This is a genomic window from Pseudomonas citri (assembly GCF_025336485.1).
Classification (GTDB): Bacteria; Pseudomonadota; Gammaproteobacteria; order Pseudomonadales; family Pseudomonadaceae; genus Aquipseudomonas; species Aquipseudomonas citri.
The window spans coordinates 96,134-115,711 of the sequence record NZ_JAODAB010000004.1; the positions used below are offsets into that span (position 1 = coordinate 96,134).

The following is a 19,578-nucleotide window of genomic DNA, read 5'->3' on the forward strand; positions in this document are numbered from 1 at the left end:
CTTGCAACCGTAAACCCGTTCCACCCCACAACAAAAACAGAGAGCGTGCTATGACCCCCCAAGACATAGAGTTCATACGCCAGCACCCCGACTTCGTTCAGCTGGTACGCCGTAAAAAGAATCTTTACTGGTCACTCAGCCTGGTAATGCTGGTGGTCTATTACGGCTTCGTATTGCTGGTGGCGTTTTCCCCTAGCTCCCTCGGCCGATCGTTGAGTGGTGGCGTGACCACCGTGGGCATGCTGGTGGGTGTAGCTATCGTGATGTTGGCGTTCGCCCTAACCGGTTTCTACGTCTATCGCGCCAACAACGTGATCGATCCACTCAACGAAAAGCTGAAACAGGAGTGCGCCCGATGAACCGTTTTCCAACGTTATTGCTGCTGCCTCTGATCTTTGTCGCGGACTTTGCGGCAGCCGCTGACAGCGCGTCTCGCCCGCTGAACTGGAACGCGATCGCCATGTTTGTGGTGTTCGTGCTGTTCACACTCGGAGTGACTCGTTGGGCTGCATCGCGCACCCGCTCCGCCAGCGACTTCTATACCGCAGGCGGAGGCATGAGCGGTTTCCAGAACGGCCTTGCGATCGCTGGCGACATGATCTCCGCGGCGTCCTTCCTCGGCATCTCCGCGATGATGTTCCTCAATGGATACGACGGCTTGCTGTATGCGCTGGGCGTGTTGGCGGGCTGGCCGATCATTCTGTTCCTGATCTCTGAACGCCTGCGCAACCTCGGCAAATACACCTTTGCCGATGTGGTGTCCTATCGCCTGGAACAAACCCCGGTGCGCCTGACCTCGGCTTTTGGCACCCTGACCGTGGCGCTGATGTATCTGGTGGCGCAGATGGTCGGCGCCGGCAAGCTGATCGAATTGCTGTTCGGCATCGATTACCTCTATGCGGTGATGCTGGTCGGTGTGTTGATGGTGTTTTACGTAACCTTCGGCGGCATGCTCGCCACCACCTGGGTGCAGATCATCAAGGCTGTGATGCTGCTTTTGGGCACCACGTTCATGGCGTTCATGGTGCTCAAGCATTTCGGTTTCAGCACCGAGGCGATGTTCGCCGGCGCCACCGCCGTGCATGCCAAGGGCAACGCGATCATGGCCCCTGGTGGCTTGCTGTCAAACCCCATCGATGCCATATCGCTCGGGCTGGGCATGATGTTTGGCACGGCCGGTCTGCCGCATATCCTTATGCGATTCTTCACCGTCAGCGATGCCAAAGAAGCACGTAAAAGCGTGTTCTACGCTACAGGTTTCATCGGCTACTTCTACTTGCTGCTGATCATTGTCGGCTTTGGCGCGATAGTCATGGTCGGCACCGATCCTGCGTTCCGTGACGCAAACGGCGCGATCATCGGTGGCGGTAACATGATCGCCGTACATTTGTCCCAGGCAGTGGGTGGCAACCTGTTTCTCGGCTTCATCTCCGCCGTGGCCTTCGCCACCATCCTCGCGGTGGTCGCCGGCCTGGCGTTGTCCGGCGCCTCGGCAGTGTCCCACGACCTGTATGCCTGTGTGATGCGCAAGGGCCAAGCTAGCGGAAAGGACGAAATGCGCGTATCGCGTATCGCCACCCTGTGCATCGGCATACTGGCGATCGTACTCGGCCTGCTGTTCGAGTCGCAGAACATCGCCTTTCTTTCCGGATTGGTGCTGGCCATCGCCGCCTCGGTGAACTTCCCGGTGCTGTTCCTTTCGATGTTCTGGAAGGGCCTGACCACCCGTGGCGCCGTAAGCGGCAGTCTGGCCGGGCTGGTTTCGGCAATTGTCCTGCTGGTATTGAGCCCGGCGGTGTGGGTCAACGTGTTGCATCACGACAAGGCCCTTTTCCCCTACTCCAACCCAGCGCTGTTCTCGATGAGCCTGGCGTTCTTCAGTGCCTGGGTGTTTTCCGTCACCGACACCTCACACCGAGCCGCCCTTGAGCGTGACCGTTATCTGGCGCAGTTCATCCGCTCGATGACCGGCATTGGTGCCTCCGGCGCCAGCAAACACTAAACAACGATCGATCTGATGGCAGGGAATAAAAAGTAATGAAGCCCGCGCGTACTGTACCCCGCGAATCATTGTTTTCATTAGCCGCCGTATTGAGCCTGCCCATGGTTGCCCCCTGCGCCATGGCCGACTTCATCGACGACAGCAAAGCGCGCATTGACATGCGCAACCACTACATCAATCGCGATTTCCGTCAGGGCAACGCGCCGCAATCCAAGGCTGAGGAATGGGCACAGGGGTTCACCGCACGCATCGAGTCCGGATTCACCGACGGGACATTCGGCTTCGGCCTCGACGCGCTTGGGGAACTGGGGCTGAAACTCGACTCCAGCCTGGATCGCCGAGGCACCGGACTGCTACCGTTTGGCCCGAATAGCCATGAGCCTGCTGATGAGTTCAGCGAGCTGGGGCTGACCGGTAAATTGCGGGTATCCAAAAGTGTGTTGAAACTCGGCACCCTCCAACCCTTGCTACCGGTGGCGACCTACAACGACACCCGCTTGCTGGGTTCGACCTTTGAAGGCGGCTTGCTCACCACTCAGGAAATCAGTGGTCTGACGCTGAATGCCGGGCGTCTGACCAAGACTAACCTGAGGAACTCCTCCAGCAACGATGATATCGGCTACGGGGCTGCCAGCAGCGATCACTTCGACTTCGCCGGCGGCAGCTACGCCTTGAGTCCACAACTGAACCTGAGCTATTACTACGGCAAGCTTGAGCAGATTTATCGCCAGCAGTTCGTTGGGCTGGTGCACACCCAACCGCTGGGCCACGGTTTCAACCTGCGCAGCGATCTGCGCTATTTCGACAGCAGGGGTGATGGAGCCGAGCGGGCCGGGCGTATCGACAATCGCAATTTCAACAGCATGTTCACCCTGTCCCACGGAGCCCACAAGGTCAGTGCCGCGTACCAGCAGCTGTCCGGCGACAGCGCCTTTCCGTTCCTCAACGGCGGCGATCCGTACGTGGTCAACTTGGTGACCTTCAACACCTACACCCGAGCCGACGAGGACTCCTGGCAGTTGCGTTACGACTATGACTTCGCGGCGCAAGGCATCCCCGGCCTGACCTTCATGACCCGCTACACCGACGGCCGCCACGTCAAGGCCGGCAGCGTTGACAACGGCCGCGAATGGGAGCGCGATACCGACATCGGTTACGTCATCCAGAGCGGCATGTTCAAGGACGTCAGCCTTCGCTGGCGCAATGTGACTTTCCGTTCCGGAAATGGCTTGAATACCGCCATTGACGAGAACCGGCTAATTATCGGTTACACCGTGGCGCTTTGGTAACCCCTGAATGGCGCGGTCACGGCCGCGCCAATACTTTCCATAACCCGGAGGAATCGTGATGCCTCACGCCCCTACCCTGCAAAGCTTCATCGCCGGTCGCTGGATCGGTCAACACGGTGCTCAGGTACTGCGTAGCGCCATCGATGGCCATGAGATTGCGCGCACCCACGACGAGCGCCCGGACTTCGCCGAAGCCGTCGAGCACGGTCGCCGCCAGGGCGTCAGCGCACTGATGGCGCTCGACTTCCAACAGCGGGCCCAGCGTCTCAAGGCATTGGCCCTGTACCTGAGCGAACGCAAAGAGCAGCTTTACGCCATTTCCCATCACAGCGGCGCCACCCGTGCCGACAGCTGGATCGACATCGAAGGCGGCAACAGCACACTGTTCACCTACGCCAGCCTGGGTTCTCGAGAACTGCCCTCGGGCAATATCGTCCACGAAGGCCCGGCCATACAGTTGAGCAAACGCGGCACCTTCGCGGGTACGCATATCCTGGTGCCTCGTGGCGGCCTGGCGGTGCATATCAATGCCTTCAACTTCCCTATTTGGGGCATGCTGGAAAAATTCGCACCCTGCTTTCTTGCCGGCATGCCATGCATCGTCAAACCGGCCAGCGCCACCAGCTACCTGACTGAAGCCGCAGTACGTCTGATGGACGAATCCGGTTTGCTGCCTGCGGGCAGTCTGCAGTTGATCATCGGCAGTACCGGTGACCTGCTCGATCGACTGCAGGGCCAGGATGTGGTGACCTTCACCGGCTCGGCGGACACCGCCGCCAAGTTGCGAGTCAACCCGAACCTGATCCGTAACTCGGTCCCCTTCAACGCCGAAGCCGACTCGTTGAACTGCGCGATCCTCGCACCAGACGTGACCCCGGACGATGAAGAATTCGACCTGTTCGTCAAGGAAGTCGCGCGCGAAATGACCGTCAAGGCCGGGCAAAAATGCACCGCCATTCGACGCGCCATCGTTCCGGCCAAACACATCGATGCGGTCGCCACCCGCTTACGGGATCGGCTGGCAAAAGTCATGGTCGGAGACCCATCGGTCGAAGGCGTGCGCATGGGCGCACTCGCCTCCCATGACCAGCAGAAAGACGTCGCCGAACGCCTGGAAAGCCTGCTGCAGAGCAGCGATATGTTGTTCGGCGCCCGCGACGGCTTCGAACCACACGGTGAAAACGTTAGCCAAGGCGCGTTCTTCGCCCCGACGCTGTTGCAAGCCCGCGACCCGCACGCGCAAGGCGGTGCCCACGACATCGAGGCCTTCGGCCCGGTCAGCACCCTGATGGCCTACGACGATCTGGATGAAGCCCTGACTCTTGCGGCTCGCGGCAAAGGCAGTCTGGTGGCGAGTTTGATCACCAAGGATCCGAAAATCGCAGCCAAGGCGATTCCAATCGCAGCTGCCTGGCACGGCCGCTTGCAAGTGCTGGACCGCGAATCCGCCGCCGAATCCACCGGTCATGGCTCGCCGCTGCCACAACTCAAGCATGGCGGCCCGGGACGCGCCGGTGGTGGTGAGGAACTCGGTGGTCTGCGCGCGGTGAAGCACTACCTGCAACGCGCGGCCGTTCAGGGCTCGCCGACCATGCTGGCGGCGGTCACCGGCGAACATGTGCGCGGCGCCAAGGTCATCGAGACCGACGTGCATCCGTTCCGTCGATTCTTCCAGGACCTGCAAATTGGCGAATCGCTGCTGACCCATCGCCGCACCGTGACCGAAGCTGATTTGGTGAACTTCGGTTGCCTGTCCGGCGACCACTTCTATATGCACTTCGATGAGATCGCAGCCAAGGAAACGCAATTCGGAAAGCGAATCGCCCACGGTTACTTCGTGCTGTCGGCGGCGGCCGGTCTGTTCGTGTCCCCGGCACCTGGTCCAGTCCTGGCTAACTATGGCCTGGACACTTTGCGCTTCATCAACCCGGTAGGCATTGGCGATACAATCCAGGCACGCCTGACCTGCAAACGCAAGATCGATCAAGGCAAAAAGAGCCCGCAGGGCGTCCCACAAGGCGTGGTGGCATGGGATGTAGAGGTCACTAACCAGTTGGGTGAGTTGGTTGCCAGCTACGACATTCTAACCTTGGTGGTGAAGCGCGAGGAGTAGTCTGCTTCAAGACCCTAGACGGTAGCGCCTGTTTTTGCCTCCGCTGAGGGTTTTAAAAGCAGGCCTATCAAAGGCCGGGCGTCAGTCTCTATAAAAGGCTGGCGCTGGTGGTGCATGTCTCTGCCAAAGTGACTTACCCCATGAAGATCTTTAACCAAAGCATCCAAAGCAAGATTACCCTGCTGACGAGCATCGGCCTGATTATGGTGGTCGGCCTGCTGGTCGGCCTTTCACTCCACCAGACCCGCACCAGCAACGAGCGGGTCAAGGAAGCCAGTGGACGCATGCTGTCCGAGGCGGCGAGCCTCAATCTGCAAGCTCAAAGCCAAGTGCAGGCGCTGCAGATTCAACGCAGCTTCACCCGCACTCATGAGTACGGCCAGGGCTTGGCGCGTCACCTGCTCTATCTCCGAGAACATGCCAGCCGCGGAGAGCTGAGCGCAGAATCCCTGCGGGCCGAACTGACCAGTGAACTACGCAAGGCCCTGGAACAACGCCCCGATGTACTCGGCTTGTACTTGATATTCCAACCCGATGCTCTCGGCGGGCAAGACGCCGATTTCCGTGGCCGAAACGATATCGGAAGTAACGATGCCGGGCGCTTCGCCCTTTACTGGCTACAAGCGAAACCAGGACAGTTGCAGGCCGTGCCAGGCGACGAGAAACTCCTGTCCGATACCACACCTGGCCCCAGCGGTGCTCCCCTCAACGCCTTTTTCACCTGTCCGCGCGACAGCGGACAACTGTGCCTGCTGGAGCCTTACTTCGACGACTCTTCAGGCAGTCGCAAGCTAGTTACCAGCATCGCCTTCCCTCTGCTTGAAAACGGCAAAGTAGTAGGGGTCATCGGTTTCGATATCAGCCTCGATAGCCTGCAGCAGGATGCTATTATCGGCAGCCGCAAGCTGTACGGGCATAATGGACGAATCAGTATCATCAGCCCTTCCGGAGTCGTCGCCGGTCACAGCCAGGATGCCAATCAACTCGGCAAACAGCTGAAAACAGTCATGCCGGATCAAACAGCCGAGATCCTTAACTTCCTGAGCCGCAACGAGTCCCACGCCCTGAACGAAAAAGGGCAGATCAGCATGCTTGAACCCATCACCCCTATCGCCGGGACGAAACCCTGGGGTGTATTGGTCGAGGTACCACAACAAGTTCTGTTGGCTCCCGCCGACGCCCTGAAGCAGCAGATGGATGAGGAGCGTCTACAGAGCTCGAGACTCGAACTTGGCCTGGGGTCGGCTGCCGCCTTGCTCGGCATCGTGCTGATCTGGCTGGCGGCTCGCGGCGTGACTCGTCCGCTGTTGCGTTTGGCCGCCATGCTGGAAGACATCGCCGACGGTGAAGGCGACCTCACTCGCCGTCTCAATTATGACCGCCGCGACGAGCTGGGACGCCTTGCCCTCGCCTTCAATCGCTTCCTCGACAAACTGCAGCCCGTGATTGGCAAGGTTCAGGCCTCAGTGCGGGATGCCCGTGATACCGCTGATCAGTCCTCGTCAATCGCCCTCCAGACCAGCGAGGGCATGCAGCAGCAATTTCGCGAGATCGACCAGGTTTCTGCGGCCTTGCACGAAATGTCCGCCACAGCCATAGCTTCGGCCCAGAGCGCTGCCCAGGCCGCCGATGCCGCCCATCAGGCCGACCAGGCCAGTCGCGAAGGATTGCAGGTGATCACGCGCACCACCCATGCTATCCAGGCCCAGGCACAGGACATGGACAAAGCCATGGCCCGGCTCCAAACCCTCGCGCAAAGCAGTGAACAGATCGGCTCGGTGCTGGAGGTCATTCTCTCAATTGCCGTACAGACCAACCTGTTGGCCCTCAATGCGGCCATCGAGGCTGCCCGCGCCGGTGACGCCGGACGCGGATTCGCCGTGGTAGCAGACGAGGTACGTGGACTGGCCCGCCGTACTCAGGCCTCGGTGGAGGAAATCCGCCAGGTGATCGACAACTTGCAGAACGGAACCCACGACGTGACTCTGGCCATGCAAAGCAGTCATGCCCTGGCGTTGGAAAACGTCAATCAGGTTCAACAGGCTGTGGCCGCTCTGGAACGTATTGACCAGGGAGTCACGGTGATCACTGAAATGAATCTGCAGATAGCCAGTGCAGCAGAAGAGCAAAGCAGCGTCGCAGACGAAATCAATCGAAACGTCGAGGCTATCCGCGATGTGACCGAGTCACTTTCCGGCCAGGCCGAGCAGGCTGCCCAGGTCAGTCGTCAGCTCAATAAGCTGGCCAGTCATCAGCAAGGGTTGATGCAGCAATTTCGTGTCTGAGGCCAAACAGCCTCCTGTGCGGATTATGCAGGAGGCTGCCACTTCCAATTTCCACACGCCAGCAGGGCCGGCGCTTCGCGCTCACTTAGGGAGATCGAGTTAAACCATCATTACTTTCCCCCCGCAGTCTCTGCGGACTTTTTGCCACTCGACTTTGCCGAACCTTTTCGCGCGGGCTTCTCGGTTCGCGCCAGCGGGTTGCTACCCGCGGGAGTCGCCTGCAACCACCCTTCTTCGACCACGTGCAACAGATGACCGAGTTGATCCAGCTCGTCCGATTCCTTGGCCAATTGCTCCAGACATTCAAGACTTGTCTCGGCCAGTCGCGTGATCGCGATATCCACCAAGCGCATTCCCTCATCACTCAACTGAATGAGTTGGCTGCGTCGATCCTCGGGATCGTAAATACGCTGTGCCACACCCTTCTCTACCAGCCGATCCGCCCGGTAAGTGGCGGCTCCCGAAGTCACCCGCAGTAATCGGAAAATATCCGTCGGTCGCATGCAATAGGGTTTGCCGCTTCTCCTAAGTGCAAACAGCAGCATCAGATCCTTGTGGTCCAACGCAAGATCGTCCGCTATCTGAGAAATATACCGGTCGATGAGCATGGAAAGACTACGGATACGCAACGTGATCGCCAATCCGTCGTGATTGAGATCAGGGCGTTCTCTGCGCCACGCCTGGGCGATCGCCTCAGGGCTCGCGGCGGGAAAAAGAATATCGTTCATCGGAATTCCATCGGATAGCGGAAGGCAATGATACCTCAGGATTCACTCACCGACTCACGCCGCGACACCCTTATTAACATGTTAACCAATCCTCTTGACGCTTACAGAGGTCGGGCGTAACCTGATTTTATCTTAATAACTAAGATTATTAGTCGCTAATCCAAAATCTCTGCTCTGGCACTCAACTTGCCGTTGAAGTGCCAGCAGCAACACCACAAAAATAAGGAGAACTCCCATGCTGACCGCTGAGCAAAACCGCCTGGTGACTGACGTCTCCCCAGGTACCCCCCTGCATCGCTACTGGAAAAAACACTGGCTCCCCGCCCTTCGAGGTGAGGCTCTGGAAGCAGGCGGAACACCACAGAAAGTTGAATTGCTGTGCGAGCGCTACGTGGCCTTTCGAGGCGACGATGGCAAGGTAGGTTTTTTATTCGAGGCCTGCCCTCACCGGGGCGTTTCACTGGCGCTCGGACGCAATGAAAACAACCGCCTGACCTGCATATTCCACGGTTGGAGCTTCGATGCCGAAGGCAACTGCACGCGTATGCCGACCGAACAGGACCAGAGCTTTTGCAGCAAGGTGAAAGGCCAGGGATTCCCTGTAAAAGAGGCAGGCGGCATCGTCTGGGTGTACCTCGGCGAAGGTGAACCTCCCAAGTTCAGTGATTACGCTTTTACTTATCTGACTCGCGAGTACACCCGCCCACGCGCTTCTTACAACGAAGCAAACTGGCTACAGAACGTCGAGACCTTACTCGATTCAGCGCACATTGGTCTGCTGCATAACGACACGACGGCAGACAAGAGCCTACCTCAAGCAGGTCTGCAGTTGGTAACCGGGAACGACACACCCAAATACGTTCTTGAATCCAGACCCTATGGCTTGAGTTCGTTCTCGATTCGCACGATGCCCGAAGCCAAACACTACCTGCGAGTGACCGAATTCGTTGCGCCAGGCACTGCTTTTATCGGTACCACCGAGGCAGAAGCCGGCTTTATGATCATGGTCATCCCGGTAAACAACACCCGTTCACTGCAATGGTATGTCTACTGGGACAAACGCCAACCAATCGACAGCAACCTGCCAGACTTCGCGCTGCTGTGTACCGATGAAAGCGATGATAATTTTGCTGCTTCCCGTCAAGGCACTCCCAACTATGGTCAGGATCGCGATGCCATGCGCAGAGGAGAAAGCTGGAGCGGTGTACCTGGTGTCATCTTCGAAGACTACGCGGTCGCGGAAAGCATTCCGATCGTGGACCGCACCCGGGAATTTCTCGGAAGTGGCGATCTCGCGATAGTGCGACTGCGTCGGGAGTTGATGGAACGCATCAGGAAATCCGAAGCCGGAGAAGACTGCCTTCAGGCAGAGGAAACCGACTATCGCTCGCTGCGCGCCCTTGCCGAAGTAATCCCTGCGGACAAAGACATAAAAATATTCGCCGAAGAGAAGCGCAAGCAACGCCAGGTGGAACTCATCTGACTGATATCAGTAGCTCGCCGGCTCTCGCCGAGCGAGCTGTCTTGAGAAGAGTCACCTGGCTGGGCGCTTTCGGCGCCAAGCGTTCCAAAGTGTATGACCGAGATTTACTTATGCCTGCGCTCAATGAAAGTCTTGAAGTTTATGTAAAATCCGTCACCCATGAAGCCAAAGGGATATTGGCCTACGAGTTACGCAGTCGCAACGACGAAGATTTGCCGCCGTTCACGGCGGGAGCACATATCGATCTGCGTATGGAGGCGGCGCCGGTACGCAGTTACTCCCTTTTGAATTCGCCTTCTGACCGATCACGTTATGTCATCGCCATTTCGCTGAATGAAAAAGGGCGTGGTGGGTCCATTCATATCCATAAGAACCTGCATTGCGGGGACTCTTTGATCATTACCGGGCCACGGAACAATTTTCCTTTGGCTGAAGATGCCAAACACTCCGTCCTCATTGCGGGCGGTATCGGTATTACACCAATCTGGTCCATGGCTCAGCGTCTGACCGAAATAGATGCCCACTGGGAATTGCATTACGGCGCTCGAAGCAGGGATTGCGCCGCACTTCTGGAGGTGATGGAAAACCATCCGTACAGCCGGGCGATCCACACTTGCTACTCCGAGGGTGAACAGGCTGAATTTCTGGACCTGAAAGCCATCGTGGCTCGAGACGATGGACACATGCATTTCTACTGCTGCGGCCCAGCGGTCATGCTGGAGGCGTTCAAAGAGGCGACTCGAGAGGTGCCCGCCGAACGCGTGCATTTCGAATCGTTTAGTGCCGAGCACGAGGCATCCCTGGAAGGCGGATTCGTTGTTGAGTTGGCACGCAGCGGCAAGTCGATCGAGGTGACACCCGGACAGAGCATTCTCGATGCGCTGCTTGGCCAAGGTATCGAAGTCATGAACTCCTGCCGGGAAGGTATCTGCGGCGCCTGTGAGGTTCGGGTATTGGAAGGTACGCCGGACCATCGAGATTCCATTCTGAGCGATTCGGAAAAGCAGGCGGGTAAAACCATGTTCGTTTGCTGCTCAGGATCTCAGGGCAATCGATTGGTGTTGGACTTGTAATCAGGCGGCCCTTTTCCAGGGCCACCGAACCATTAGGGGGATTTACTCAGTCGCTGCGGTCAATTGGTGAAACAAGGTAGCCATGCACCAATAGTCTGAGCAGCGACGGATCTTGTGACCTTCAAACTCAAAAACTGAGCTACCGCGCACTTCGAATTTTTTACCTGTTGCAGGCAAACCAGCCATCGCCTCCTGATGCGTTCCGCGCATCACCCATTCTGCACCGCCTCTATTGAGTGAAACAAAAGCGTCGGTGATTTCATACTCAACGTCTGAGGACATGTGAAAGACCTCCTCTGAGAAACTCACCAACTGCGCAGCACCAAGGTTAACCCGCTGAGTCGGTACATCTTCGTAAACGAGATCCTCAATAAAAACTTCTAAAAGACGCGTTGAATCGTGATCCGACCAATACTTCGCCCATAAACGAATGGACTCCAGCTGCTGGAGTTCCAGCTCATCTAAATAATTACTCATCTGTTTCCCTTCCGAATGCGTAAGTTTATCGGTTTCGACCCGCCAACTGAGCTCCCAACAATTACGCTTTCGCTAAGTTAATTTATATCCACTCACTGCAAACCGCAAAAAACCCAACAGCCCACCGAGTGAATGAGCCCATAACTCAATCGCCTACATACAAGTCAGCGCTCAGCACTCTTCAGCAGACGTTAATCGAGATCAGCCTCAAACAGGCTGCGTTTCATAAAGCACTTGACCCAGACAGCAGCGATCACACTGACCAATAACAGTATGCTTCCGGTGATCTTGTAAACCATTGCGGTCATATCCGGTGAGGGAGAGTTGTGTAAGGCGATATACACCATGCCCAGGACTCCGATGATCTGCGGCAGGGGGTAAAAAGGTGCCCGATACGGACGGTGGAAATCAGGAAAACGGCGACGCAGAACAATGACATTGAGATGGGCAACCACATAGGCCAACAACCAACTCGTGGAGGCTGCGATCACCAGCGTAATCAGCGAGTCCATGGTGAAGAACAGAAATGGCAGCAGGATAATGCCCGAAATGAAAAGAATAGCGACCCAAGGGGTATCGGTACGCTTGTTCGTGAGCGCAAGCTGTGGAAACACCTGACCGTTTTCAGCCATTCCCTGCAACATCCGAGGTATCGCTGCCAGCACCGTGTTGAGGGTGCTGCAAGTCGCGGTAACCCCCATTACCGCGGCAATCAGGAGACCTCCCTTACCGAAAACGGCGCTCGCGTAATCCGCGTACGGTAGCGGCGAGGTCGTCAGCGTCTCTACACTCAAGTAGTGGCCGGCCCCGACCGCAAATGCTGAGAAAATCACCAACATCGCCACCAGAGACAAGCTCATCACTCGCGGAATATTACTTTCTGGCCTGTGGACCTCATTAATCATCGGGCAGATGTACTCTGACCCGACCATCAGCCACATCACGAGTACGATCAGGCCCAGAAAGCTGCCGTCCTGTATTGACGACAAGCTCCATTCCACAGACGTACCGATGATCGACGGCACTGGCTGTGCTATCTCCGTCAAGGCACTGTGACTAAACAGCACCAACGCGGTGACGAGAATGAATGCCAAGAGGTTTTGTACCTTGGCGAAGACATCCGCGCCCACCAGATTGGCCAAGGTCAGTAATAGCAGGATCGCCAACGGGACGGACTTCTCCGGAAACATGCCTGGAAGGAGTTTGGCGATCACCGCATCGACCAGAAACATTTCGGCCGGCAATGCCAGCATCGCTACCACGACGTACCCTGCGAAGACCGCGACGATCGCTGGAAAGTGGCCAATTGCTTTTTGAGTATAAGTGCCTAACGTCCCTGCATTGGAAAACATTAAGGAGAGTTCGGCAAAAGACATGGCATTGAACTGAGCCAACAAGAACGCTATGCATAAAGCGGCAATGAAACCCACACCACCGAGACCAACGCCTTGCGTAGCCGATATCATTGAACCTTGAACGATGACGACCCCCATACAAATGGCCATCATCGTCAAAAAACCTAACTTCTTCTTGGGAATAGACGGTACTTTTGTTTCAGTAAAAGTGCTTGTCGGAACATCACTTTGCACGCGTATCTGGCTCATTTTTTATTTCCTCATAGAGGCGTTCGTGAACACACAGTTACAAAGTTCCGTTCTTTTAATTATTTTAGGCCTGTTGGCCCTGTCCATAAGATGCCGGTATTCTTTTCTACCGACTCGGCATAACCCGGGACGTCGGTTTAAACATAGGAAGGCTCATCCCGACGAACCTCTCGAAGGTACGAGTGATTTCGGCGTATTCAATCCCCTGCACGATAAATACGATTCTCGTGCGATGATCCGTAGAGGGCCATTTCGCAAGCGGCTTCAGTGGGTGAAAGACCTGCTGTACACCATGCACAATCATCGGCTGATCGGGATGTTCGACCACCTGCACGATTCCTTTCACTCGCAGCAGGTGCTCTCCCCTCATGGAGGCGATAAGCTCCAACCAATACGCGAGGCGTTCCTGTTCAACGGGCTGATCCAGAATCAGGCAATGAGACTTGACCTTGCCGTCGTGGTAGCTGTTTTCACTACCACGACTCTCGGCCTCCTTCATGTAGGCATCGATGTCGAGCACACCATGGTGCCCGTCTCCCAACACATCGACTGCGCTCACGCGCCCATTGAGAACCCGCTTGAACCCGGCCGCGGGGTTCAGCTCCCGCAGTCGGGCTTCCAGTTTTGCGATCGTTTGATCAGACGCCAGATCAGTTTTGGTTAACAACAACCGATCGGCCAGCGAGATCTGCGTGACCGCCTCAACGTGTCGATCGAGGGTGCTTGCGCCATTGACCGCATCCACCGTGGTGACCACCTGCTCAAGACGATAACGCTGCATGACCTGAGGATCGATCATGAAGGTCTGCAACACGGGTACCGGATCCGCGAGCCCCGTCGTTTCAATGACAACGCGGGTGAATGGCGAAAGCTCTTCACTCTCGCGCCGTTCGTACAGGTCCACCAAGGTGTCAACCAAGTCACCGCGTACGGTGCAGCACAAACACCCACTCTGCAGCAATCGCAGGTTCTCACTCACCTGCTCGACCAACAGGTGGTCAATTCCGACCTCCCCAAACTCATTGATGATCACCGCGGTATCAGCGAGTTCGGGCAGTTCCAGCAGGCGATTCAATGTCGTGGTTTTTCCACTGCCAAGAAAACCGGTCAACAGCGTGACCGGTAACCGACTATCGCCCACATCACTCATACCTGAGCCTCGTACACCAGGCTGCCGGCGAAGTAGGTCTGCAGGACTTGGGTCTTTGCCAATTGGTCCAGCGGAATCTGGAACAGATGACGATCGAGCACAATGAAATCTGCGGACTTACCGTTCTCGAGCGAGCCGGTTTCCTGACTCAAGCCCATCGCCGTAGCAGGGCCGATGGTATAGGCACGTAACGCGGTGGCCAGGTCAAGCCCTTGTTCGGGCCACATTTCACCTGGGAAGGCGCCACTAGGATCTCGTCGAGTAATGATCGCTTGCAAGCTGATCCAAGGGCTTGGGTCAGGCACTACCGGCCAATCCGAGCCAACTGCGAGCAAAACGCCGGCTTCATCCATGCTGCGATTCGGGTACGAGCGGGTTACACGTTCTGGAGGCAAGACTGAGTTGAGCTGGTCGACAATCACCCCCGGGCACCAGATCATCGGAGAAAGATCTGCAACGATGTTCAACTCTTTGAAACGTGCAATGTCATCGTCGTGCAAGTAACCAGCATGCGCGATCTGATGCATGCGGTTACCGCCATTGAAAGTGCGCACGACTTCGAAGGCATCGAGCGCCACCCGCACCGAACCATCGCCGGTGCAATGGATTTTCAGACTGACGTCAGCCTCTTCGCATTCGGCAATCACACGTGCCAGCTGTGGCACCGTCAGGAATGTCGCTCCGCGGAAACAGCAGCCATGCAGGGTATCCGGCAGATAAGGCTCCAACATCGATGCTGTGCGGGTGGTGGGCACGCCATCGAGGAAGATCTTGCCGAAGTCCGGACGGAAGTATTGACTGCGGTACTGGTCACGCAGCTCGAACAACTCCTTGCCCCATTGTTCGGCGGCAAGCGGACCGCCTTCCAGTGCCGGCATGGACCCGACGACCCAGGCAGTCAACTGCCCACGATCAGCCGCAGTTTTGATTGCCTCCATCATCATCCGTGCGGTCAGGGCGTCCTGAAGCCCGGTGACACCCATGGCATTCATCCGTTTTACGGCGTGAACGGCCGCTGCCACATCGAGCTCCGGCTCCGCTGCCAATGATTTGGAGACGGCAGCTTCAGCTAGGGCGGATGCGGTTTCCAACAACAAGCCGGTCGCCTCACCGGTCTGCGGATGCCGGACAATGGTGCCGTTGATAGGATCGGGGGTGCTGTTATCGATTCCACAAGCTTTCAAACCGGCAAGGTTGAGCCAGCGGTTGTGATGGGAATCATCACGCAGCATGACCGGGCGCCCGCCAGATGCGTCGTCCAGACGAAGACGCGCTTCATAAGTCAGCTCCTCGAGCAACGTACTGCCCCAGATACCACCGACAATCCAGCGATCCAGCGGACGATCCTTAGCCGCCTCACGGACCTGCTCGATGATTTGGTCCAGGCTGGCTGTCGGCAGAAAATTCACATCGTAAAGTTCAGCCCGACCGGCCAGAACGAAGTGGCTATGGACGTCGATCATGCCAGGCATAACCATCTTCCCTTGCAGATCGAGGACCTTGGCGCCGCTGCCTACAGCAGCCCTTGCAACCTCTTCACTGCCCACCGCCACCAATCGACCGTCACGCACCGCCAGCGCTTGAGCCCAAGGCGTATCGGCATTCATCGTGTAGATCACACCGTTTACCAGAACAAGTTCATTTCCTTGATTTGCCATGACAAACACCTTCTCTATAAGTTGGCAAGTTCGAGGTCTGACATATCAGTCCCTCGACCTTGTAATGATTGATATACGCAGCCCGGACATCGTCCGCCGCCGTCTGGAACTCAAGCCGAGATTTTCAGATGGCTGCCTGGGTGGTCCTGATGCTCATCAGCTGAATCTGCGGACTGAGTCGATTCAGTGGCCGCTATGTCGCTTGGCCTTAGCAGGAAATGTGCTAGTGCCGGCAGAAGAATCAGTGCCCCCAACATGTTCCACAGGAACATGAAGGCCAGCAGCAGGCCCATATCCGCCTGAAACTTAATAGGGCTGAGCACCCAGGTAACAACGCCAATAGCCAGCGTGACACCTGTCAGCATCACGACCTTGCCGGTGAACAACAGGGCTCGGTAATAGGCCTCAGACAAACTCTTGCCTTCACGCAGTTGGGCCAAAGTCACCGAGAGAATGTACAGCGCATAGTCAATACCGATGCCAACCCCCAAAGCGATGACCGGCAATGTCGCAACCTTCACGCCCATGCCGAGAGAGACCATCAATGCCTCGGCGAGTATCGAGGTGAGCATCAGTGGCAGAACTGCCACGACGACCGCGCGCCAGGATCGGAAGGTAATCAAACTGAGTAATGCAACGGCGGCATAGACCAGAAACAGCATTTGCCACCAGGCTTGTTTGACCACGATGTTCGTGGCCGCCTCGATACCGGCATTCCCCGCAGCCAGCAGGAATTTGGTGTCGTCTGTGTCGTTCTCTCGGGCAAATGCTTCAACGAATCGGACCACGGAAGACAACGTGTCAGCCTTGTGATCGCGCAAGTAGATATAAAGCGTCAGCAGGCTGCAGCTATCATCGTAAAGCCCGCGAGGTGCCCCGGCCGTAACAGTGTTCAGCATGCTCTGGTTAGGAAGAAACTCGTACCATTTGGGGTTGGCCTCGTTCAAACCCACCAGCATTTTGCGATTCAGCAGGGCAAGGGAGTTGGTCGTCTCAACGCCCGGGAGCTGGCGCAATTGCCATTCCAACGAGTCGATCTTGTTGAGCGTTTCGTACTGGGAGCATTGCCCTGCAGGTCTCGAGACCATGATGGCAAGAACATCACTTGACGCACCGTAACTGGCGTTCATGAAAGCGACATCGCGGTTGTAACGACTTTCAGAGCGCAGTTCCGGTGCACCTGGATCCAGATCACCAATTTTCAGGTGAGTGCTGACAGCAAAACCGACCACACCGATAACCATTGCCACCAGCAACGCGCAGGTAGCCATCTTGCGCTGCGTGAAACGGTCCAGAAACGCCCAGAGCGGATGCTTGCCCTGCCCGTTTTCATCAGCCGACTCGGCATGCAGACTGCGCTTGGCCGCAACCGCGCTGACGCCCGCGTAGGACAGCATGATCGGCAACAGAATGAGATTGGTGAAGATCAGTACCGCTACACCAATCGAGGCAGCAATAGCCAGCTCGCGGATGACCTGGATGTCGATTACCAGCAATACCGCAAAGCCAACCGCGTCGGCCAACAGCGCCGTCATACCGGCCAAAAACAGACGGCGGAAGGTAAAACGTGCAGCGAGCAGTTTCGGCACGCCCCTTCCTATGTCCTGCATGATGCCGTTCATCTTCTGCGCGCCATGACTCATCCCTATGGCGAACACCAGGAATGGCACCAGAATCGAATAGGGGTCCAATGAATAGCCGAGCGTTGGCAACAAACCAAGCTGCCACACCACGGCGATTAACGATGCTGTAACCACCAGCAATGTAGAACGCACACAACGGGTGTACCAAAACACCGTGACAGTGGCGATACCGACAGCGATGGCGAAGAACAACAAGACTGAACGCACGCCGTCGATAAGATCGCCAATAATTTTGGCGAACCCAGTGATATGCACCACATAGCCTTCGGCCTCATACTTGTGGCGCAACTGCTCCAGCTGTTCGGCGAATACTGCGTAGTTCAGCGGATGTCCTTCGCCATCCTTGGCCAGCAATGGAACGTAGATCACCGATGACTTGCCGTCGGTGGATACGATCTGACCGATCTCACCGGAACGGGCAATATTCGCCCGCAGTTGCTCAAGCCTCGCCGGGCTGCCGTCGTATCCCTCGGGAATTACCTGTCCACCTTCGAGACCGTCTTCGGTCACGCCCGTCCAGCGTGTCGAGGGGGTCCACAACGACTTCATGTTCGCTCTATCGACACCACTCAAAAGGAAAATTTCATCCGACATACGACGCAATGCATCGAGGTATTTCGGATCGTAAATCGTTCCTTTAGGGCTCTCCACTGCAACGCGAACAGCATTGCCCAGCCCTGTCAGTTGACTCTGATGCTCGGTGAACACCTGAATGTAAGGATGCTGCATTGGAATGGTTTTTTCGAAGCTGGCGTTGAGCTCCAGCTTGGTCACCTGCCACGCCAGAAAAACAGTCGCGATGGCACACAGAAAGACCACTACAAGGCGGTTATTGAACAAGGCTCGTTCCAGCAAGGAGCCCGAACGGCGGTCAAAATCATTAGCACTCCCAGAGAGGCCTGACGATTGGATCTTCACTGCTTTTCTCCAGGTTTTACCGTCGTTACACCAAGCTGACTGAGCACGAAAATTTTCAGGTCCGACGTGAGCAGCACACCGTTAAGCGGTGGGAAAGGTCGGCTATTGATGGGCTCCAACTTCCCTCCCCGCTCACGCATGATCAACCCCGACTGATTCACCAGAACCAAGTGGCCATCAGATTGAATTGCAGAAGCGGTAATGGAAGCTTCGTCCGGAGAAATCAAAGGTGTCCAAGTCTTGCCACCATCCTCGGACCGCAGGGCATTGCCACGCAAGCCAGCAACGACAATTTCACGACCCGAGGGTATCTCGGCAGTAAAATAACTCCCCCTATAGGGGGTCTGGGCGACGGAAAAAGTCGCACCACCATCCTCTGAAATGCGAACCAACCCTTGTTCGCCAACGATAACGATCTGCTGTCCCTCGCCACGTATCGCGCTCAAATGAAGCGCACCCGGGTTCTGAATTTGATCTCCCCAGGACGACCAGGTCTTGCCCCCATCGGTGGTTGATAGGACGATCCCATAAGCACCTACCACTACGGCATTAAGTGGGGCGCGTACCAAAACATCGAGCAAAGGCTTGTCCGGCCCCTCCTCAACCATGCGTTCGGCATAAGCGATCGGCCGGGCTTCGCCTTTTTCTCTGGCGGTCGCCAGAATCAGCTGAGCAATCCGCCGACCATCGAGACTAAGCGTCCAGCTTTCACCCGCATCAGTGGTGACCAGTACGCTGCCCCCATGCCCAACGGCGTAACCGTTCCTGGCATCGGCAAACCGTACCGCCGTCAACGTCACGCTGACGGGGGTCTGCACCTGCCGCCAACTCGCTCCCGAATCATCGGATAACACTACAATTCCGCGCTCGCCCACCGCGACGAGGCGAGCACCCGCCTGCGCGATACCGAGCAGGTACGAATGTGCCGCCATTGCGGTGGCAACAGAGGGTCTTTCCAACGCAGACTCTACTGGCGCCCCTTTGGCAATCGACAATGTGGACATAAGCAGCACGCCCCAAAGAAGGCACCAGGCTACATGTCGATGAACACTATTCATGACTGGCATAATCAACTCCATACTTCGTTCATTACTCACCGACAATCGTAATTTTTTGCTGTTTACTTAAAGACTGGCGTCCGCCAAACAAAGCCGA

General features: G+C 56.7%; 14 protein-coding genes and 1 pseudogene. 8 read left to right on the top strand and 7 right to left on the bottom strand.

All coding sequences use genetic code 11. From position 1 onward, the window contains the following. Positions 1-50 precede the first annotated feature (50 nt). From N4Q37_RS06115 to N4Q37_RS27775, 6 genes and pseudogenes are all read left to right on the top strand, one after another. Positions 51-359: a DUF485 domain-containing protein gene (locus N4Q37_RS06115; protein WP_260956041.1), complete on the top strand. Its 309-nt coding sequence runs from the start codon at positions 51-53 to the stop codon at positions 357-359. Further along, positions 356-2,002, top strand: coding sequence for a cation acetate symporter (locus tag N4Q37_RS06120; RefSeq protein WP_260956044.1), 1,647 nt, complete (start codon positions 356-358; stop codon positions 2,000-2,002). Before N4Q37_RS06115 ends, N4Q37_RS06120 begins: the two co-directional genes overlap by 4 nt. 35 nt (positions 2,003-2,037) lie before the next feature. Beyond that, complete coding sequence (locus tag N4Q37_RS06125; RefSeq protein ID WP_260956046.1) at positions 2,038-3,291, top strand: OprD family porin; 1,254 nt, start codon at positions 2,038-2,040, stop codon at positions 3,289-3,291. Positions 3,292-3,349: 58 nt separating this feature from the next. Next, the gene (gene paaZ, locus N4Q37_RS06130; RefSeq protein WP_260956047.1) at positions 3,350-5,404 is read left to right on the top strand and encodes a phenylacetic acid degradation bifunctional protein PaaZ; all 2,055 of its coding nucleotides are present in this window, start codon (positions 3,350-3,352) and stop codon (positions 5,402-5,404) included. Positions 5,405-5,688: 284 nt separating this feature from the next. After that, positions 5,689-6,831 (top strand): annotated as a pseudogene (locus N4Q37_RS27770) (HAMP domain-containing protein); the annotation flags it as partial. Between the two features lie 102 nt (positions 6,832-6,933). Further along, complete coding sequence (locus N4Q37_RS27775; protein WP_390897905.1) at positions 6,934-7,689, top strand: methyl-accepting chemotaxis protein; 756 nt, start codon at positions 6,934-6,936, stop codon at positions 7,687-7,689. A gap of 110 nt (positions 7,690-7,799) precedes the next feature. On the opposite strand, the gene N4Q37_RS06140 is transcribed toward N4Q37_RS27775, so the two are convergent. Next, on the bottom strand, positions 7,800-8,417 hold the full coding sequence (locus tag N4Q37_RS06140; RefSeq protein WP_260956051.1) for a MarR family winged helix-turn-helix transcriptional regulator: 618 nt from the start codon (positions 8,415-8,417) through the stop codon (positions 7,800-7,802). A 235-nt stretch (positions 8,418-8,652) separates the two neighbouring features. Here N4Q37_RS06140 and N4Q37_RS06145 point away from each other — a divergent pair, with 235 nt between their 5' ends. Both N4Q37_RS06145 and N4Q37_RS06150 read left to right on the top strand, forming a co-directional pair. Then, complete coding sequence (locus N4Q37_RS06145; protein WP_260956054.1) at positions 8,653-9,900, top strand: Rieske 2Fe-2S domain-containing protein; 1,248 nt, start codon at positions 8,653-8,655, stop codon at positions 9,898-9,900. A gap of 110 nt (positions 9,901-10,010) precedes the next feature. Continuing rightward, entirely contained in the window at positions 10,011-10,973 is a 963-nt protein-coding gene (locus tag N4Q37_RS06150; RefSeq protein ID WP_260956056.1) for a PDR/VanB family oxidoreductase, read from the top strand. Positions 10,974-11,015: 42 nt separating this feature from the next. Here N4Q37_RS06150 and N4Q37_RS06155 read toward each other — a convergent pair whose 3' ends face one another. From N4Q37_RS06155 to N4Q37_RS06180, 6 genes are all read right to left on the bottom strand, one after another. Beyond that, positions 11,016-11,450, bottom strand: coding sequence for an ester cyclase (locus N4Q37_RS06155; protein WP_260956058.1), 435 nt, complete (start codon positions 11,448-11,450; stop codon positions 11,016-11,018). A gap of 191 nt (positions 11,451-11,641) precedes the next feature. After that, positions 11,642-13,054: an APC family permease gene (locus N4Q37_RS06160; RefSeq protein ID WP_260956061.1), complete on the bottom strand. Its 1,413-nt coding sequence runs from the start codon at positions 13,052-13,054 to the stop codon at positions 11,642-11,644. Between the two features lie 106 nt (positions 13,055-13,160). Continuing rightward, positions 13,161-14,204, bottom strand: a complete 1,044-nt coding sequence (locus N4Q37_RS06165; protein WP_260956063.1) for a CobW family GTP-binding protein — start codon at positions 14,202-14,204, stop codon at positions 13,161-13,163. Next, entirely contained in the window at positions 14,201-15,862 is a 1,662-nt protein-coding gene (locus N4Q37_RS06170) for an amidohydrolase (RefSeq protein ID WP_260956064.1), read from the bottom strand. The genes N4Q37_RS06165 and N4Q37_RS06170 overlap by 4 nt, the downstream gene beginning before the upstream one ends. 110 nt (positions 15,863-15,972) lie before the next feature. After that, positions 15,973-18,423: an efflux RND transporter permease subunit gene (locus N4Q37_RS06175; RefSeq protein WP_260956066.1), complete on the bottom strand. Its 2,451-nt coding sequence runs from the start codon at positions 18,421-18,423 to the stop codon at positions 15,973-15,975. Next, positions 18,420-19,520: a YCF48-related protein gene (locus N4Q37_RS06180; protein ID WP_260956068.1), complete on the bottom strand. Its 1,101-nt coding sequence runs from the start codon at positions 19,518-19,520 to the stop codon at positions 18,420-18,422. The genes N4Q37_RS06175 and N4Q37_RS06180 overlap by 4 nt, the downstream gene beginning before the upstream one ends. Positions 19,521-19,578: the final 58 nt, after the last annotated feature.

Bases quoted from the DNA above. Each gene is read 5' to 3' on its own strand.
- N4Q37_RS06115 (WP_260956041.1), top strand. From the start codon at position 51: ATGACCCCCCAAGACATAGAGTTCATACGCCAGCACCCCGACTTCGTT.
- N4Q37_RS06120 (WP_260956044.1), top strand. From the start codon at position 356: ATGAACCGTTTTCCAACGTTATTGCTGCTGCCTCTGATCTTTGTCGCG.
- N4Q37_RS06125 (WP_260956046.1), top strand. From the start codon at position 2,038: ATGAAGCCCGCGCGTACTGTACCCCGCGAATCATTGTTTTCATTAGCC.
- paaZ (WP_260956047.1), top strand. From the start codon at position 3,350: ATGCCTCACGCCCCTACCCTGCAAAGCTTCATCGCCGGTCGCTGGATC.
- N4Q37_RS27775 (WP_390897905.1), top strand. From the start codon at position 6,934: ATGCAGCAGCAATTTCGCGAGATCGACCAGGTTTCTGCGGCCTTGCAC.
- N4Q37_RS06140 (WP_260956051.1), bottom strand. From the start codon at position 8,417: ATGAACGATATTCTTTTTCCCGCCGCGAGCCCTGAGGCGATCGCCCAG.
- N4Q37_RS06145 (WP_260956054.1), top strand. From the start codon at position 8,653: ATGCTGACCGCTGAGCAAAACCGCCTGGTGACTGACGTCTCCCCAGGT.
- N4Q37_RS06150 (WP_260956056.1), top strand. From the start codon at position 10,011: ATGCCTGCGCTCAATGAAAGTCTTGAAGTTTATGTAAAATCCGTCACC.
- N4Q37_RS06155 (WP_260956058.1), bottom strand. From the start codon at position 11,450: ATGAGTAATTATTTAGATGAGCTGGAACTCCAGCAGCTGGAGTCCATT.
- N4Q37_RS06160 (WP_260956061.1), bottom strand. From the start codon at position 13,054: ATGAGCCAGATACGCGTGCAAAGTGATGTTCCGACAAGCACTTTTACT.
- N4Q37_RS06165 (WP_260956063.1), bottom strand. From the start codon at position 14,204: ATGAGTGATGTGGGCGATAGTCGGTTACCGGTCACGCTGTTGACCGGT.
- N4Q37_RS06170 (WP_260956064.1), bottom strand. From the start codon at position 15,862: ATGGCAAATCAAGGAAATGAACTTGTTCTGGTAAACGGTGTGATCTAC.